Source organism: Actinoplanes sp. KI2 (assembly GCF_025630775.1).
Classification (GTDB): Bacteria; Actinomycetota; Actinomycetes; order Mycobacteriales; family Micromonosporaceae; genus Actinoplanes.
This window is the reverse complement of the sequence record NZ_JAOSZE010000001.1, coordinates 57,162-72,261: the sequence shown is the minus strand read 5'-3', so window position 1 is coordinate 72,261 and position 15,100 is coordinate 57,162. Positions and strand designations below refer to the sequence as shown.

Genomic DNA, 15,100 nt, shown 5'->3' with positions numbered 1-15,100 from the left:
CGGCTGCGCGCCGGCGAGATCGGCTGACCGGCCCGGCTGCGCGCCGGCGAGATCGGCTGACCGGCCCGGCTGCGCGCCGGCGAGATCGCCTGACCGGATCTTCACCCGGTCGGGGTCAGCCCCAGCCCAGCTCGTGCAGCCGGTGATCGTCGATACCGAAGTGGTGGGCGATCTCGTGCACCACCGTGATCGCGACCTCGTCGACGACATCGGTCTCGGTCTCGCACACCCGCAACGTCGGCAGGCGGTAGATGGTGATCCGGTCGGGCAGCACCCCGGCGTAGTCCCAGCCGCGATCGGTCAGCGCCGTTCCCTCGTACAGGCCGAGCAGGTCGTCGCTGCCGTCCGACGGCTTGTCCTCGACCAGGACGACCACGTTGTTCATCATCGACAGGAGCTCGGCCGGGACCTCGTCGAGCGCCTCACCGACGAGCTCCTCGAACCGTTCACGACTCATCTCGACGGGCACACCGACATTGTGCGCCGGTGCGACCGGAAATCCCCGACCGCACCGGCGGTGAAACTCAGGCGAGCGTGGCCTTCAGCGTGATCTCGGCGCCGGGCGAGAGCAGCCGGGAGATCGGGCAGTTCTCCTTGGCGCCCTCGGCGATCTTCTGGAACGTGCCCTCGTCGATGCCGGGGACGTTGCCCACGGTCTCGAGGTCGATCCGGGTCACGCCGAAGCCGGCGTCGCCCTTGTCGAGGTGGACCTTCGCGGTGGTCTCGACGGAGGCCGGGGTGAATCCGGCGTCCGCGAGGCCCTTCGAGAAGGCCATCGAGAAGCAGCCGGAGTGTGCGGCGGCGATGAGCTCCTCGGGGTTCGTCCCCTCGCCCTCCTCGAAGCGCGACTTGAACGAGTAGTTCCCCTGGTAGCCACCCTTGCCGGTCTTGATAGTCCCGGAACCTTCGGTGAGGTTCCCTTCCCAGCGGGCCGTAGCAGTGCGAATAGGCATATCCGAAACGCTAGTCCATGGAACGAGCCCTGGCCTGTCGACCAGGGCACGGGTCATCATGGGTCACATGCCCCCCGAGTATCGGCCGATCGATCTCGACATCCCGCCCGTATCGGTGCCCTCCTCGGCCCCCGGGGACGTTGTCGAGTTCGGCGGTGACCCGCCCGCCTCGAACCGGCGCCGGCAGGCGAGCGGAGCCTTGCGTTCGCTGGCCACCGACCGGCGGGTCGTGCCGCTGACCGCCCTGCTCGCGGCGGTCGCGGCGCTCGCCTCGCTGATCTCCGAGTGGCAGGTCACCACCGTGGACGCCGAGGTGCTCGGCGACGGGGTCGGCTCGCATCCGGTCACCACCGGCGTCGTCGACCTGGGTGCGCTCGGCGCCGCGTACCTGTTCGGTCTGTTCCCACTGGTCGTGTCGGTGGTGCTGACCATGTTCGGCCCGGTGGCCGGCCGCCGCTGGGCCCGGCTCGGTGGTCTGAGCGTCGGGGGCACGCTCCTCGCCGTGCTCTTCGCGACCACGGCGTCGCTCGGCAGTGAGAGTCGCGTGGTGCCCAACCTCGCCCGGCTTCAAGTCGACAAAGATCAGGTGCAGTTGGCGTACGGGCGGGGTCTGTGGTGTGCGACCGCCGGCGTGGTGCTGGCCATGCTCGCGCTCTACCTCGCCGACCGCCACCAGCCGAGGTCATCGTCCCCACCGAGAGGTGCGGGCGACCCGGCGCCGCCGGTCGACGAGTCGGCCTGGGGCTGGCGGCGACCGCCCGCGGCCCGCGACGAGCCGGCCCCCGACCAGCCGCTCGAGCTGACCGTCGCCCCGGCCAAGCCGTTCACCTCGCTGGGCGACGACCGCGACAAACCCAGCAGCGACCGCGACTAGCTCTTCGATCGTGACGATGGGGGATATCCGGGTGAGGACCGGGCGGCACCGCCGGTAGGCTCAGCAATCGTGATTGACCTGCGTTTGCTCCGCGAGGACCCCGAGCTGATCCGCGCCAGCCAGCGACTGCGTGGCGAGCCCACCGAGCTGGTCGACAACCTGCTGCACGCCGACGAGGAGCGCCGGGCCGCGACCCAGCGGTTCGAGGCGCTGCGGGCCGAGCAGCGATCGCTGAGCAAGCTGGTCCCCAAGGCGTCCCCGGACGAGCGCGCGACGCTGCTGGCCCGCACCAAGGAGTTGGCCGCCGAGGTCAAGGCGGCCGAGGCGGCGACCAGCGCGGCCGACGAGGCGTTGCGCCTGGCCCAGCTCGCGGTGCCCAACGTCGTGCAGGAGGGCGCCCCGCCCGGCGGCGAGGACGACTTCGTGGTGCTGCGTGAGGTCGGCGACCGCCCGGCGATCGACGACCCGAAGGATCACCTGGAGATCGGCGAGGGCCTGCGGGCGATCGACACCGAGCGTGGCGCCAAGGTCTCGGGCTCGCGCTTCTACTTCCTCACCGGGGTGGGCGCGCTGCTTCAGCTCGGCCTGCTGCAGATGGCGATCGCCCAGGCGGTGGAGCACGGCTTCACCCCGTCGATCACCCCGAGCCTGGTGAAGCCCGAGTCGATGGAGGGCACCGGCTTCCTCGGCTCGCACGCCAGCGAGGTCTACCGGCTCGAGGCCGATGACCTGTACCTCGTGGGGACCTCGGAAGTGGCGCTCGCGGCGTACCACTCGAATGAGATCTTGGATTTGTCGGCCGGTCCGACCCGCTACGCCGGCTGGTCGTCGTGCTACCGCCGGGAGGCCGGGTCGTACGGCAAGGACGTGCGCGGCATCCTGCGCGTGCACCAGTTCGACAAGGTCGAGATGTTCTCGTTCTGCCGGCCGGAGGACGCCGCCGACGAGCACCTGCGGCTGCTCGCCATGGAGGAGGAGATGTTCGCCAAGGTCGAGATCCCGTACCGGGTGATCGACGTGGCGGCCGGCGATCTCGGGTCGAGCGCGGCCCGCAAGTTCGACTGCGAGGCGTGGGTGCCGTCGCAGGGGCGGTACCGCGAGATCACCTCGACGTCGAACTGCACCACGTTCCAGGCTCGCCGGCTCAACATCCGCTACCGGGACGCCGACGGCAAGCCGCAGATCGCCGCGACGCTGAACGGCACGCTCGCCACCACCCGCTGGCTGATCCCGATTCTCGAGAACCACCAGCAGCCGGACGGCTCGGTGCGGGTGCCGAAGGCCCTTCAGCCGTACGTAGGCGGACGTGACGTCCTTGACCCAATTCGCTAACGGGTAATACATCCGGCCGCTACCAGAAGTCATAGCCGCAGCTAGCTGGCCGGGTGTACCGTTTTCCTTCCGCCCTCCGCGGGGGTACGCCCCACCCTCGGAGGTATCGATGGTCAAGCCTGGACTCCCCAAGCTGATCGCGACGGATCTCGACGGCACGCTCGTGCGCAACGACGACACCGTGTCCGCGTACACCCATGAGGTCCTCGATCGAGTCCGGGCCGCCGGCATCCGGATCGTGGGCGCCACCGGCCGCGGGCCGCGGCTGACGTCGCTCACCCGCCGGGACATCCGGGTCGCCGACTTCCTCGTGCTCGCCCAGGGTGGCTGGGTTCTCGACCAGGCCGAGTCGGCATACCTGCTGCGCTCGCGGCTCTCCGGCCCCGCGCTCGCCGAGGTGCTGGCACGGCTCGAGGCCGAGGTGGGCCGGCTGTCGGTGATGGTGGAGGCGCTCGAGCACGACGACTCGCCGCTCTGGGGCGACTTCGACCCGACCTGGCGCTACCCGGTGGTGGTCGAGCGGCGCCCGCGCGCCGCCTGCCTCACCGGCGACGTGATCAAGGCGTTCGTCCGTTCGTTCGACCACCACGTCGACGAGTTGCTGGAGATCGCCCACCGGATCGTCCCGCCGGAGGTGGCCTCGGTCACCCAGGCCGGCCTCGACTACGTGGAGATCTGCCCGGCAAACGTGAACAAAGGCACCGGCCTCGCGGTGGTCGCCGAATCGGTCGGTGTCGACCCCCAGGACGTGCTGGTCTTCGGCGACATGCCCAACGACCTGCCGATGTTCGCCTGGGCCGGGTGGAGCCGGGTGGCCGTGGCGAACGCGCACGCCTCGCTGATGGCGGTGGCCGACGAGGTGACGCTGTCCAACGACGAGGACGGCGTGGCCGTCTACCTCGACAGGTTACTGTCGAGGTGATGAACGACAGGTCACCACAGCTCCCCTTTCGGCTTGTCGCCTCCGACATCGACGGCACCCTGATCCACGAGGACGGGACGCTCGGCGCGAGCACGCTCGACGTGATCCACGCCCTGCCGGTGCCCCTCGTGCTGGTCACCGGCCGGCCGGTCCGCTGGCTACGGCAGCTCTACGACCAGATGCCGGAGCCGGTGCCCGCGGTCTGCGCCAACGGCGCGGTCGTCTACGACCCGCACACCGACGAGGTGCTGCGTGCCGACCCGCTCTCGGTCGACCTGCTGCTCGACGTGACCAAGCGGCTGCGCGATGCGGTGCCGGACATCGCGCTCGCGGTGGAGGTCGATGAGGGCCGCCGATTCTGGTACGAGGAGGCCTGGCCGCTCCGCTGGGAGACGGACACCGATCTCGTACGCGTGCTCGCCAGTCCCGAGGAGCTGACCTCGGTACCGGCCGTGAAGCTGCTGGCCCGCTCGGAACGGTACGAGCCGGACGAGTTCGCCGAGCTGGTGAGCCGCACGCTGGCCGGGTTCGCGGAGACCACACACTCGTCGAAGAGCGCGCTCGTGGAGATCTCGGCGGCCGGCGTGACGAAGGCGGCCGGGTTGGCGTGGCTCTGCGAGCGGCACGGCATCCAGGCCGACGAGGTCATCGCGTTCGGCGACATGCCCAACGACATCCCGATGCTGACCTGGGCCGGGCACTCGGTGGCGATGGGAAACGCCCACCCCGCCGTTCGCGCGGTGGCCGACGAGATCGGCCCGACGAACGACGAGGACGGGGTGGCAACGTACCTGCGCGGGGTGTTCCGGCTCTAGAGGTACTGCCCGGTGCGGCCCTCGGGGCCGCCCTGGCCCTGCTGGCCGGGCATGCCGGGGACGAGACCGCCGCTGCCCACGGGCAGCGCCGGCCGGCCGGTGCCGCCGCGCATCTGCTCGAGTTGCAGCCTGGCCGCCATCTGCTGGGCGACCAGCGCCGCCTGGATGCCGTGGAACAGTCCCTCGAGCCAGCCGACCAGCTGGGCCTGGGCGATCCGCAGCTCGGACTCGCTCGGCGGGGTGTCGCCCTCGAACGGCAGCGACAGGCGCTCCAGCTCCTCGCGCAGCTCGGGCGCGAGACCGTCCTCCAGCTCGGTGATCGAGCGCTGGTGAATCTCGCGCAGCCGGCCGCGGCTCGCCTCATCCAGCGGCGCGGCCCGCACCTCCTCGAGAAGCTGCTTGATCATGCTGCCGATGCGCATGACCTTGGCCGGCTGTTCGATGAGGTTGCCGGGCTCCTCGGGGCTCAGCGTGCCGTCGGGCTCGACCGTGCCCATCGGACGCCCGTCGGGCCCGACCACGATTACCGAGCCGTCCTGCTGCTTTTCCGCGGTGCGGTTGTCGTCGGTCATGCGATCCATCTTCTCGCACGTGTCACTATGGGCGAAGCTCGGCCACCGCGCACTTGACGCTGCCGCCGCCCCGCTTGAGCTCGGAGAGCTCGACGTGTACCGGCGCATACCCGGCAGCGCGGACTTTATCCGCCATCGCCGTGGCCTCCGTGTTGAGAATCACGTGCCGGCCGTCGCTGACCAGGTTCAGCCCGAACGCCTCGGCGTCGGCCCGGTCGGCGAGCACCGCCTCCGGGAAGAGCTGGGCCAGCACCCGCTGCGCCGACGGCGAGAAGGCGTCCGGGTAGTAGGTGATGTTGTGGTCGTCCAGCGCGGCCAGCGCGGTGTCCAGGTGGTAGAAGGCCGGGTCGACCAGGCGGAGCGAGATCACCGGGCGGCCGAGCACCTCCTGTGCCTCGGCGTGCGCGGCCGGCTCGGTGCGGAAGCCGTAGCCGGCCAGGATCAGGCCGCCGTGCGCGCCGGGCAGGTAGGCGAAGTCGCCCTCGCCCTCGTTGACGTGCTCGGGCGCGACCAGCTGCCAGCTGTTCTGGTCCAGGCCGGCGTAGAAGGCGCGGTGGGCGTCGGCCTCGGCGGAACGCTGCGGATAGCGGAAGCGGGCGCCGTAGACCTGGCCGTCGACCGAGAAGGCGCCGTTGGCCGCGTAGACCATGTCGGGCAGGCCGGCCACCGGGTCGAGCAGGTGCACGGTGTGCCCGAGATCCACCAGGGTGGTGCGGAGCAGGTCCCACTGCTTGACCGCGAGCGCGGCATCGACCGGGACGGTCGTGTCCATCCACGGGTTGATGGCGTACTCGACCGTGAAGTGCTCCGGCGGACACATCAGATATGTCCGGACTCGCGGCATCCGCTCCCTCTGGCTCATGAGGTAAAGCGTAAGTAGGCTGAGGTGCACGAAACAGCGAGGAATCTTGTGTCTTGGGGGCGAATCGTTGCAGATGGACGCGGTTGACCAGCGAATCATTGCGCTGCTGGTGGCGGACGCCCGTGCGTCGTTCGCCGAGATCGGTTCCAAGGTCGCCCTCTCCGCACCGGCCGTCAAGCGGCGCGTCGACCGGCTTCGATCCAGCGGCGTGATCAAGGGCTTCACCGCGGTGATCGAGCCGGCCGCCGTGGGCTGGACCACCGAGGCGTTCGTCGAGCTGTTCTGCACCGGGCGGACCACCCCCGCCCAGATCACGGTGGCCACCCGGCGACACCCGGAGGTGGTCGGGGCGTACACGGTCTCGGGCGAGGCGGACGCGCTCATCCACCTCCGCGCGGCCGACATCACCCACCTGGAACAGGCCCTCGAGCGGCTGCGCGCCGAGCCGTTCATCACCTCGACCCGCAGCATGATCGTTCTTTCCCGGCTGGTCGAGACCCCGACGGTTCTGCCCGCCCCGTCCGAGTAGCGGAACCGGCGCCGGGCGGGACGCGTCGAACCGCCATGCGTCGTCGTCTCTGGATCTGCGCCGTTCTGCTGCTGCCGCTGGCCGGCTGCACCGCGCCCGACCCCGACCGGGCCACTCCCCCCGAGCAGCCGCCGACACCGCCGTTCAAGCTGGTCGCCTTCGACTCCTGCGACCGGCTGCTCACCGAGCTGCGGGCCGCCGCCCTGCGCTCGATCACCGCGTACGGCTTCCCTGTCGCCCAGCCGGAGCCCCTCGCGGCCGAGGGCAACTCGATGCGCGCGGCCGACGCGGTCGCCGTCCCCGTTCCCGCGCCGGGACCCACGTTCTCCGGCACCAACGCGCACGAGCAGGGCGCCGACGAGCCGGATATCGTCAAGACCGACGGCCGCCGGATCGTCACGGTCGAGGGCGGCACGCTGCACGTGATCGACCCGGCCACCCGTCGCGAGACCGGCAAGCTGACCCTCGGGCTGGCCGGCGACGCCCGGCTGCTGCTGGCCGGCGACAAGGCGCTGGTGCTCGGCTACGGCGGGCTGCGCCTCGACGGGACCATCAGGGCTGCCGACGGCGTCCTCCAGCGCGAGGACGTCGCGGGAGCCGAGGCGCTCCTGGTCGACCTGACCGGCTCGCCGCGGCTCGTCAGCCGATACCACGCCGACGGCCGGATCGTCGACGCGCGGCAGACCGGCAGCGTGGCCCGGATCGTGCTGAGCAGCGGCCCGCGGATCGTCTTCCCGCCCATCCTGCGCGGGAACGACCAGAGCCGGCTGCGGCAGAACCAGGCGGTGGTGAACCGCACCGACGTGAACGCCTGGTTGCCGCAGTGGGAGGTCACCACCGGCGCAACCACGACCCGCGGGCACGTCGACTGCGGCTCGGTCAACCGGCCGGCCTCATACTCCGGCGCCCAGATGCTCACCGTGGTCACCTTCGACCTCGCCGGGCCCGCGCTGACCGACGGCAGCCCGGTCTCGGTGGTGGCCGACGGCGACATCGTGTACGGGACGCCGGCCAGCCTCTACATCGCCAACGACCAGCGCTGGAAGATGGTGGACCTGACCGCGAAGGCGGCGACGACCACCGACATCTACAAGTTCGCGCTGGCCGGGGCGGACAAGCCGCGGTTCCAGGCGAGCGGCTCGGTGCCCGGGACCCTGCTCAACCAGTACGCACTGTCCGAATGGGACGGCTACCTGCGGGTCGCGACGGCCGCCCGGACCACCGGGTCGTCGTCCTCGGCGGTGCGGGTCCTGGCCACCCGCGGTGCCACGCTCGCCGAGGTCGGGACGGTGGACGGACTCGGCAAGGGTGAGCAGATCTACGCCGTACGCTTCCTCGGCCCCCGCGGCTATGTGGTGACCTTCCGGCAGACCGATCCGCTCTACAGCGTCGACCTCAGCGACCCGGCGCACCCGACGGTCAGCGGGTCGCTCAAGATCACGGGCTATTCGGCGCACCTGCAGCCGGTCGGGGGCGACCTGCTGGTCGGGATCGGCCAGGAGGCCAGTGCTCAAGGCGTACGGGAAGGTCTGGGAATTTCGCTCTTCGATGTTGCCGACCCGGCGCACCCGCGACGGTTGGCGCAGCACGTGCTGGCGGATTCCACATCGGAGGCCGAGTTCGATCCGCATGCGGTGCTGTGGTGGCCGGCGACGCAGTTGCTCGTGGTGCCGGTCAACGGACGCACCAACGGCGCGGTCGCCGTGCACGTGCGCAACGGAACGATTCGGCCGGGCGGCAACCTGACGGGCGCGCCGATCCGCCGGTCCCTGGTGATCGGGGACCAGCTGTGGATGCTCGGCGACACCGGCCTGGGCGTGGCCGATCTGTCCACCCTGGACCGGATCGGCTTCGTGCCGCTGACCTAGAGATACATGCCGGTGCGGTGGTCCTCGGCGCTCTGCTTCGTCGGGCTGGGCTTGTCGCCCTCGCCGAAGAAGCGCTTGCCGCCGAACTCGCCGTGCAGCCGGTCGTCGAGCTCGTCGGCCAGGCCGGTCATCACCTGCACGGCGAGCATCAGATGGGTGGCCTGGAAGTTGCGGCCGAAGACCGGGATCGAGGCCCAGACCGTGTCCTTCGCGCAGTAGAGACGGCCGATCGGCATGCGGTTGGTCAGCTCGGACAGCTTCACGTAGAGCTGCTCGGTCGGCTCGACCTCGGTGAGGATCGGCGAGAAGACATCCACCAGCGGCGGATTGTCGCGAACCCGGACGAACACCATGGCCGAGCCGGCCCGGATGCCGATGTCGCCGTCGTTGTCCACCTGAAGCTGGTCGACCGGCGTCTTCGACATGGTCGCGACGACCGTGCGCACCCGCTCTTCCAACGGCACGACCTCGTCGGCCGCGGTGGCCAGCGCCGCGGACAGCTCGCCGTCGTCGTCCAGGTCGTCGAGGTCCAGCACCTCGCCGATGTTCGGCTCGTTGCGGGCGGTGGCCAGCGGCGCGGTCTCGATCGGCTCGTCCTCCTCGTCGTGCACGAGGTAGACCAGGAAGGCGGGGTGCGGTGCGCCGTACACGTCGCGCAGGGTGCGGGAGACGACCGCGGCGAGCTGGGCCGACCTGTCCTGGCTGGAGCGCAGACCGAACGAGTCGCCGGAGCCGGCCAGCACGCCCGGCGGCGACCAGCCGAGCGCGACCAGGTCGGCGACCGCGGCGCGATCCATCCGGTAGCCCTCGGGCAGGCCGGCGTTGCCGACCGCGAGCGCCTCGACCACCTTTTCCGGCAGCACCCGAATGCTCACCGAATAGACGGCCATGCCCGTGCCGGACGCGGTCGGGTCGAGCGTCAGATCGATGTGCGATCCCGGGGCCAGCGAAGACAGCAGCGAGGAGAGGGCCGCGGCGAAGTCCCGCCAGGCCTCGGTCACCTTCGCCCGCAGGTCAGCCGTGGTCGGCTCGTCGAGCAGGATGTTGTCGTTCGACTCGCCCGCGGCGCTGTCTGCCGTCATGATCGCGCACCTCCGTTTCCGCCACCCTACCGAGCGTCCTCAGAGGGTTGGAGCCCGCCAGGAGAGCGCGAGCTTGCTGAGGCGTTCGGCGACGACCGCGGGATCCGCTCCGCGACCCACGGCAACCCCCATGAGGTACGCCGTGACCGGGGCACCCGGGCGCAATACGCCGTGCGCGACGTCCTTGGCGAGGTCGAGCACCGCCTGCGTGGGCACGTCCGCCGGATCCAGGCCCAGTTCCCGGCCGGCCTTGGCGATCCAGTCGTCCAGCTCGCTGCTCATCGCGCCTGCTCCGCGGCCGTCCGCCGCACTGCTCATCGCGCCTGCTCCTCGGCTCATCGCGCCTGCTCCTCGGCCGTCCGGCTCGCTGCTCATCGCGCCGTCCGGCTCGCTGCTCATCGCGCCCACTCCTCGGCCGTCCGCAGGTCGTCGTCGGTGTCGCAGTCGAACCAGGGCGGCGGGCCGGGTCGGCGCCAGGACACCTCGGCCACCCGCAAATGCTCCATCAGCTCGCGAACCGACGCGCCGTGCAGGTCGCCCCGCTCCTCCTCCAGCCGGCCGACCGCGTCGCGCAGCGCGGCCGTCCGCCACACCCCGCACAGCATCTGCCGGCGACCCTCGGCGTCCCGGTAAACGGCGCCCTGCATCGGCGCCGACTCCGCGGTCAGCCGCAGCACGTCGATCGCCTCGCCGGTCAGCAACGGCAGGTCGGCGGCGAGCAGGGCGGTGAACGTGACCTCCGCCGGGACCAGCGCGAGACCGGCCGAGGTGGCCGCCACCGGGCCGCCGCCGGGCGGGTCCTCGCGGGTGGAGTGCACCGGCACCGGCAGGTCCGGCGGGACCGGGCCGACCACGATGCGCGGGTCGGCGTCATGCACCGCGGCCAGCACCCGGGTCAGCATGGACTGGCCTCCGACGGGCAGCCTCGGCTTGTCCGCGCCGCCCATCCGCCGTGCCGCGCCACCGGCCAGCACCACCGCCGCAAACCCTCCCACGTACGTACCGTATCCCGAGCGCGTGTCGAGCGTGACCGGGCGCTCACTTCACGGTCGTGGATCACTTTCTCGTCGGCATAGGCTCTCGCTATGGCGCGCTCCACCACCCGGCGACCGGTCGTACGGATCAACCTGGCGACCGGGGAGCCCCGGCGGCGCCCGGACGAGTTGGCGGCCGAGGAACCGCTGGAGATCCGGGTACGCAAGCGGCCGCTGGCGGTGACCATGCGCACCCCGGGGCACGACATCGACCTGGCGATGGGGTTCCTGCTCAGCGAGGGGATCATCGGATCGGCGACCGACGTGGTGACCGCCCAGTTGTGCGCGGGAACGGACGCGCCGAACACATACAACGTGGTCGACGTGTCGCTCGGTCCGGACGTGCCGCCGCCGCTGACCGACCCCGGCCGGAATTTCTACACGACGAGTTCGTGTGGGGTGTGCGGAAAGGCAAGCATCGACGCGGTGCGGACCCGCTCGCCGTACGAGGTGTCCGGCGATCCGCTGGTGATGCCGGCCCGCACACTGGCCGAACTGCCCGACCGGCTGCGAGCGGCGCAGCGCACGTTCGACCGGACCGGCGGCCTGCATGCGGCGGCCCTGTTCACCGCCGCGGGCGAATTGGTCGTGCTCCGCGAGGACGTGGGCCGGCACAACGCGGTGGACAAGGTGATCGGCTGGGCGGTGCGTGCGGCCCGGCTGCCGCTGGCCGGCCATCTGCTGCTGGTGTCGGGGCGGGCCAGCTTCGAGCTGACCCAGAAGGCGTGGATGGCCGGGATTCCCCTGCTGGCAGCCGTGTCGGCGCCCAGCACCCTCGCCGCCGAGCTGGCCGAGGAGGCCGGAATGACACTCGTCGGGTTCCTTCGTGGCGAGACCATGAACGTCTACACCTCACCACAGCGCATCACCGTCTGAACACAAAGGGTCCCGCGACACTTCGGCTCTGCCGCGGCACGCAATCTGCCGGTCTCCTGGCAGGTCGCCCCTCCCGGCCCCGCCCCATCCGCCGCAGCCAGCGCAGTCCCACCCACCCGGCACGCCCCGGTCGGCTAGCCAACAGAACCAGCGTCGCCCCACCCACCCCGGCACGCCCCGGTCGGCCAGCCAACAGAACCAGCGTCGCCCCACCCACCCCGGCACGCCCCCGGTCGGCCAGCCAACGGGAACCAGCGCCGCCCACCCCCGCGCTCCGTCCCCGCCAGCCACGCCGACGGCGGCCGGCGCCGCCGCCCCGCCCGCGCTACCCCCCGGGCCGCCCTCGGGCAAGCGGCGGCGTTTGCCGGCGCGTTCGAGGCCAGCGCCGACACCCCGGTGGCGCAACCGCATCGGTTCGAGGCCGCGGGGCAGGCACGCGGCCGGTGCAGGGGGCGCGGCGGCGGGACGAGCGGCGTGGCGACGGGCAGCGCGCCCACCAGCAGCGCGCCCACCAGCAGCGCGCCCACCAGCAGCGCGCCCACCAGCAGCGCGCCCACCAGCAGCGCGCCCACCAGCAGCGCGCCCACCAGCAGCGCGCCCACCAGCAGCGCGCCGACCAGCAGCGCGCCCACCAGCAGCGCGCCCACCAGCAGCGCGCCCACCAGCAGCGCGCCCACCAGCAGCGCGCCCACCAGCAGCGAGCGGCAGCGGCGCGGCCACCGGCAGGCGCGAGCGGCGACGCGGCGGCGTCCTACAGCGAGCGGCGGCGGGTGGGGCGGCGCTTTTGCCCGCCGCCGTTTGCCCCGCGCGGCGCTCTTGGCTCGCGGCGCGTCGCTCCGCGGCGTTCTTTTCGCCGTACCTCGCCTCCGCGGAGCTGCTCCGACCGGCCCGGCGGCGTGAACCTCACCACCGAATGCGACCGGATCCCCGCCGCCAACAGCCGGTCGAGCATTCCGGCGATCCGGTGCGCGGGCTCTTCCATCAGTGCCCGATCCACCGCCACCCGGGCCAGCGACCCGTCACCGCCCTGCCAGGCGGCATAGGCCAGCAGACAGGCCGGGGCGGGCGCGTGCTCCGGCTGGACCTTACGAACCACCTCGTTCCACAACCGAATCCGCCACTCCTCCGGCCCGGACCGGTCGATCGCGTAGTCGAGCACCACCGACTTGACGAGCAGCACGCCGAGCCAAGCGATTTCATCCGGACTCAGCGCGCGCCCGGCTCGGGCGGCCCGCTCGGCCTCGCGCACCGCCGCCCGCCCGGCGTGCCGCATCCACTGGCCGCCGCGGCCCGCCTGCAGGTCATCGGCGGCCAGGTCGGTGGCCCTCGCCCGAGCGCGACCGGTGGCCTCCCGCATCTCCGCCCGCTGTCGGCCCTCGACGGGCGACACCTTGGCAACCAGCGCCATCCGGTCGGGCAGCGCCACCATGCCCTGATAGACGGCCTGGGCCGCGAGCCCGGGCGCGAGCGGGGTGCCACCCGCGGGGCCGCCGAGGTAGGACCACCACCGGCCGTCGGCCACCCGGAGCACATCCGCCATCGTCACGTCGGCGGCCCGCAGGGCGCGCCCGACCTCCAGGACCATCGGCGTGACGAGCCCCGGCGGCCCATAACCGATGAGGATCACGCGATCGGCGCCCTGCCGCGCGATCACCTCGGCCGGCTCGGTGAAGTCGGTGACTCGCGACGGCAGGTCGTAGCGAACGGCGAAGTCGACGGCATGGCCGACCAGGCCGAGCACGACCAGGCTGTGGTGGGGGTGGAAGCCCAGAAGGTAGGGAGCAACGGCGACGGCCTCGGCCGAGGAGCAGGCGGTGATCGTGCAGTCCGGGTTCATGTCCGGCATGGTGCCTCGGCCGGCGTTCCGCGCGGGTGCCAATTCGCCGGGCTGTGGACAACGACGGTTGTCCACAGCTGGTGAAGAAGTTCGGGCGGCTACGAGCGGAACTGCATATCGTGCAGTTCGAGCCCGTCTTCCTGCCATTCGTGCGGGTTACGTTCGAGATCGAGGGTGAGCTCGATGGATGACACCACGTCGTACCCGGCCGCGTGCAGGCTGCGGATCGCATCCACGTTCCGCGAGGCCGGCGAGATCGTCAGCGCGGTCATGTTCCTCTTGCGTGCCTCGTTGGCGACGTGGCGCAGCAGCTTGCGCCCGACACCCTTGTGGCGGTGCGAGATCGTCACCACGATCGGCTCGACCACGCCGGCCCGGCCCCGGATGATCAGCCCGACCAGCCCGATGACCCCGTCGTCGGCATGGTCGGCCACCCAGAGCCCGCACAGGTCGAGCCGGGTCAGGTATTCCTCGAAACCCTCGCCACCGTCGTCGGTGGGCTCGCCGTACATGCGGTTGTGCTGGTTGGTCAGCTCCGACCACAGCCGCCGACCCGCGGAGTGGTCACTCGGACGGTACGAACGCGCTGTGACAGGGGTCATGCCGACATTTTGACTCCGTTTCCGGACGTCCGTAAGCCGAAGTGGAAGATAACCACGTGGACCAGGCGTACTTACGCACGCACCCCGAGCATCTCCCGACATTTCTCACCCACCAGCGGATCCGTGAGACTCCGGTGGGTGGTGGCAGCGTCTCCACCGCGAGCCGCCTGACCTTGGACGACGGCACCTCGATCTTCGCGAAGACCTGGCCAGGCGGCTCTCCACCTGCGGATTTCTACGAGGCAGAGGCAGCCGGCCTACGCTGGCTGGCCGAGGCGGGCGCCCCGGTTCCGGAGCTGATCGCCGGTCTCCCCCAGATGCTGGCCACCGAATGGCTGGACGAGGCGTCACCCACGCCCGAATCCGCCGAGCGTCTGGGCCGTGACCTGGCCGACCTGCACCAAACCGGCGCCGAAAGCTTTGGTGCCCCGTGGCCCGGCTACATCGGCCCGCTCCCGCTGGACAACACCCAGGATCCGGGCCCGTGGGGGCGGTGGTTCGCCGCCCGCCGCCTCCGGCCGTTCCTCCAGCGCTCCGCCGACCGCGGCGCGCTGACCTCGGACGATGTCGCGCTGCTGGACCGCCTCCTGGCCGCGCTGGATGCCTATTCCGACCCAGAGCGGCCGAGCCGTACCCACGGCGATCTCTGGCCCGGCAACCTGCTGTGGTCCGCGTCGAGGGCCTACCTGATCGACCCGGCGGCCCACGGCGCCCATCGAGAGACCGACCTTGCGGAGTTGGCCCTGTTCGGCGGCGCCCCGTACCTGGATCGCATCCTCGCGGCGTACCAGGAGGTGCATCCGCTGTCCGACGGCTGGCGCGCCCGCGTTCCCCTGCATCAGCTACACCTCTTACTGGTGCACACCGCGGCGTTCGGTGCTTCCTATCGCAGTGCGGTGGCGACAGCCGCCGAAGCGGCCCTCCGAGCAATCGGCTAGACGA

At 71.4% G+C, this 15,100-nt stretch carries 18 protein-coding genes; 8 read left to right on the top strand and 10 right to left on the bottom strand.

The genetic code is table 11. The annotated features are described in order from the left end of the window. Positions 1-115 precede the first annotated feature (115 nt). Together ODJ79_RS00315 and ODJ79_RS00310 are read right to left on the bottom strand one after the other, a co-directional pair. Positions 116-457: a metallopeptidase family protein gene (locus tag ODJ79_RS00315; RefSeq protein ID WP_263021457.1), complete on the bottom strand. Its 342-nt coding sequence runs from the start codon at positions 455-457 to the stop codon at positions 116-118. A gap of 67 nt (positions 458-524) precedes the next feature. Further along, a complete protein-coding gene (locus tag ODJ79_RS00310; protein WP_263021215.1) occupies positions 525-953 on the bottom strand; it encodes an OsmC family protein in 429 nt (142 codons plus the stop codon). 67 nt (positions 954-1,020) lie between these two features. On the opposite strand from ODJ79_RS00310, the gene ODJ79_RS00305 reads away from it, so the two are divergent. From ODJ79_RS00305 to ODJ79_RS00290, 4 genes are all read left to right on the top strand, one after another. Continuing rightward, positions 1,021-1,827 (top strand): hypothetical protein, encoded by an 807-nt coding sequence (locus ODJ79_RS00305; RefSeq protein ID WP_263021214.1) that lies wholly within the window; start codon positions 1,021-1,023, stop codon positions 1,825-1,827. Positions 1,828-1,896: 69 nt separating this feature from the next. Further along, the gene (gene serS, locus ODJ79_RS00300) at positions 1,897-3,159 is read left to right on the top strand and encodes a serine--tRNA ligase (protein WP_263021213.1); all 1,263 of its coding nucleotides are present in this window, start codon (positions 1,897-1,899) and stop codon (positions 3,157-3,159) included. Between the two features lie 109 nt (positions 3,160-3,268). Next, positions 3,269-4,081 (top strand): HAD family hydrolase, encoded by an 813-nt coding sequence (locus tag ODJ79_RS00295; RefSeq protein WP_263021212.1) that lies wholly within the window; start codon positions 3,269-3,271, stop codon positions 4,079-4,081. Next, positions 4,081-4,896 carry an HAD family hydrolase gene (locus ODJ79_RS00290; RefSeq protein ID WP_263021211.1) on the top strand — a complete coding sequence of 272 codons (816 nt, stop codon included), beginning with the start codon at positions 4,081-4,083 and terminating at the stop codon, positions 4,894-4,896. The genes ODJ79_RS00295 and ODJ79_RS00290 overlap by 1 nt, the downstream gene beginning before the upstream one ends. Here ODJ79_RS00290 and ODJ79_RS00285 read toward each other — a convergent pair. Together ODJ79_RS00285 and ddaH are read right to left on the bottom strand one after the other, a co-directional pair. After that, complete coding sequence (locus tag ODJ79_RS00285; RefSeq protein WP_263021210.1) at positions 4,893-5,468, bottom strand: bacterial proteasome activator family protein; 576 nt, start codon at positions 5,466-5,468, stop codon at positions 4,893-4,895. The genes ODJ79_RS00290 and ODJ79_RS00285 overlap by 4 nt on opposite strands. 25 nt (positions 5,469-5,493) lie before the next feature. Beyond that, positions 5,494-6,330, bottom strand: coding sequence for a dimethylargininase (ddaH, locus tag ODJ79_RS00280; protein WP_263021209.1), 837 nt, complete (start codon positions 6,328-6,330; stop codon positions 5,494-5,496). Positions 6,331-6,397: 67 nt separating this feature from the next. On the opposite strand from ddaH, the gene ODJ79_RS00275 reads away from it, so the two are divergent. Further along, positions 6,398-6,859 (top strand): Lrp/AsnC family transcriptional regulator, encoded by a 462-nt coding sequence (locus ODJ79_RS00275; protein ID WP_263021208.1) that lies wholly within the window; start codon positions 6,398-6,400, stop codon positions 6,857-6,859. Positions 6,860-6,894: 35 nt separating this feature from the next. Then, positions 6,895-8,727 (top strand): beta-propeller domain-containing protein, encoded by a 1,833-nt coding sequence (locus tag ODJ79_RS00270; protein WP_263021207.1) that lies wholly within the window; start codon positions 6,895-6,897, stop codon positions 8,725-8,727. Here the strand turns inward: ODJ79_RS00270 and ODJ79_RS00265 are convergent. The 3 genes from ODJ79_RS00265 to ODJ79_RS00255 form a co-directional block, all read right to left on the bottom strand. Further along, positions 8,724-9,809, bottom strand: coding sequence for a YbjN domain-containing protein (locus ODJ79_RS00265; protein ID WP_263021206.1), 1,086 nt, complete (start codon positions 9,807-9,809; stop codon positions 8,724-8,726). The genes ODJ79_RS00270 and ODJ79_RS00265 overlap by 4 nt on opposite strands. Positions 9,810-9,848: 39 nt before the next feature. Beyond that, complete coding sequence (locus tag ODJ79_RS00260) at positions 9,849-10,091, bottom strand: DUF6457 domain-containing protein (RefSeq protein ID WP_263021456.1); 243 nt, start codon at positions 10,089-10,091, stop codon at positions 9,849-9,851. A gap of 113 nt (positions 10,092-10,204) precedes the next feature. Further along, positions 10,205-10,804 carry a molybdenum cofactor guanylyltransferase gene (locus tag ODJ79_RS00255; RefSeq protein WP_263021205.1) on the bottom strand — a complete coding sequence of 200 codons (600 nt, stop codon included), beginning with the start codon at positions 10,802-10,804 and terminating at the stop codon, positions 10,205-10,207. A gap of 90 nt (positions 10,805-10,894) precedes the next feature. Between ODJ79_RS00255 and fdhD the strand changes: the two genes are divergently transcribed. Further along, positions 10,895-11,719, top strand: coding sequence for a formate dehydrogenase accessory sulfurtransferase FdhD (fdhD, locus tag ODJ79_RS00250; protein ID WP_263021204.1), 825 nt, complete (start codon positions 10,895-10,897; stop codon positions 11,717-11,719). Positions 11,720-11,853: 134 nt separating this feature from the next. Here fdhD and ODJ79_RS00245 read toward each other — a convergent pair whose 3' ends face one another. The 3 genes from ODJ79_RS00245 to ODJ79_RS00235 form a co-directional block, all read right to left on the bottom strand. Continuing rightward, positions 11,854-12,411: a hypothetical protein gene (locus ODJ79_RS00245; RefSeq protein WP_263021203.1), complete on the bottom strand. Its 558-nt coding sequence runs from the start codon at positions 12,409-12,411 to the stop codon at positions 11,854-11,856. 59 nt (positions 12,412-12,470) lie between these two features. After that, positions 12,471-13,556, bottom strand: a complete 1,086-nt coding sequence (locus ODJ79_RS00240; protein ID WP_263021202.1) for a DUF4192 domain-containing protein — start codon at positions 13,554-13,556, stop codon at positions 12,471-12,473. A gap of 98 nt (positions 13,557-13,654) precedes the next feature. After that, positions 13,655-14,158, bottom strand: a complete 504-nt coding sequence (locus ODJ79_RS00235) for a GNAT family N-acetyltransferase (RefSeq protein WP_263021201.1) — start codon at positions 14,156-14,158, stop codon at positions 13,655-13,657. 56 nt (positions 14,159-14,214) lie between these two features. Between ODJ79_RS00235 and ODJ79_RS00230 the strand changes: the two genes are divergently transcribed. After that, a complete protein-coding gene (locus ODJ79_RS00230; protein WP_263021200.1) occupies positions 14,215-15,096 on the top strand; it encodes a fructosamine kinase family protein in 882 nt (293 codons plus the stop codon). Positions 15,097-15,100: the final 4 nt, after the last annotated feature.

Coding starts and splice junctions, on each gene's coding strand:
- ODJ79_RS00285 (WP_263021210.1), bottom strand. CDS start 5,468: ATGACCGACGACAACCGCACCGCGGAAAAGCAGCAGGACGGCTCGGTA.
- ODJ79_RS00310 (WP_263021215.1), bottom strand. CDS start 953: ATGCCTATTCGCACTGCTACGGCCCGCTGGGAAGGGAACCTCACCGAA.
- ODJ79_RS00235 (WP_263021201.1), bottom strand. CDS start 14,158: ATGACCCCTGTCACAGCGCGTTCGTACCGTCCGAGTGACCACTCCGCG.
- ddaH (WP_263021209.1), bottom strand. CDS start 6,330: ATGAGCCAGAGGGAGCGGATGCCGCGAGTCCGGACATATCTGATGTGT.
- ODJ79_RS00295 (WP_263021212.1), top strand. CDS start 3,269: ATGGTCAAGCCTGGACTCCCCAAGCTGATCGCGACGGATCTCGACGGC.
- ODJ79_RS00315 (WP_263021457.1), bottom strand. CDS start 457: ATGAGTCGTGAACGGTTCGAGGAGCTCGTCGGTGAGGCGCTCGACGAG.
- ODJ79_RS00265 (WP_263021206.1), bottom strand. CDS start 9,809: ATGACGGCAGACAGCGCCGCGGGCGAGTCGAACGACAACATCCTGCTC.
- ODJ79_RS00240 (WP_263021202.1), bottom strand. CDS start 13,556: ATGAACCCGGACTGCACGATCACCGCCTGCTCCTCGGCCGAGGCCGTC.
- fdhD (WP_263021204.1), top strand. CDS start 10,895: ATGGCGCGCTCCACCACCCGGCGACCGGTCGTACGGATCAACCTGGCG.
- ODJ79_RS00290 (WP_263021211.1), top strand. CDS start 4,081: ATGAACGACAGGTCACCACAGCTCCCCTTTCGGCTTGTCGCCTCCGAC.
- ODJ79_RS00270 (WP_263021207.1), top strand. CDS start 6,895: ATGCGTCGTCGTCTCTGGATCTGCGCCGTTCTGCTGCTGCCGCTGGCC.
- ODJ79_RS00260 (WP_263021456.1), bottom strand. CDS start 10,091: ATGAGCAGCGAGCTGGACGACTGGATCGCCAAGGCCGGCCGGGAACTG.
- ODJ79_RS00305 (WP_263021214.1), top strand. CDS start 1,021: ATGCCCCCCGAGTATCGGCCGATCGATCTCGACATCCCGCCCGTATCG.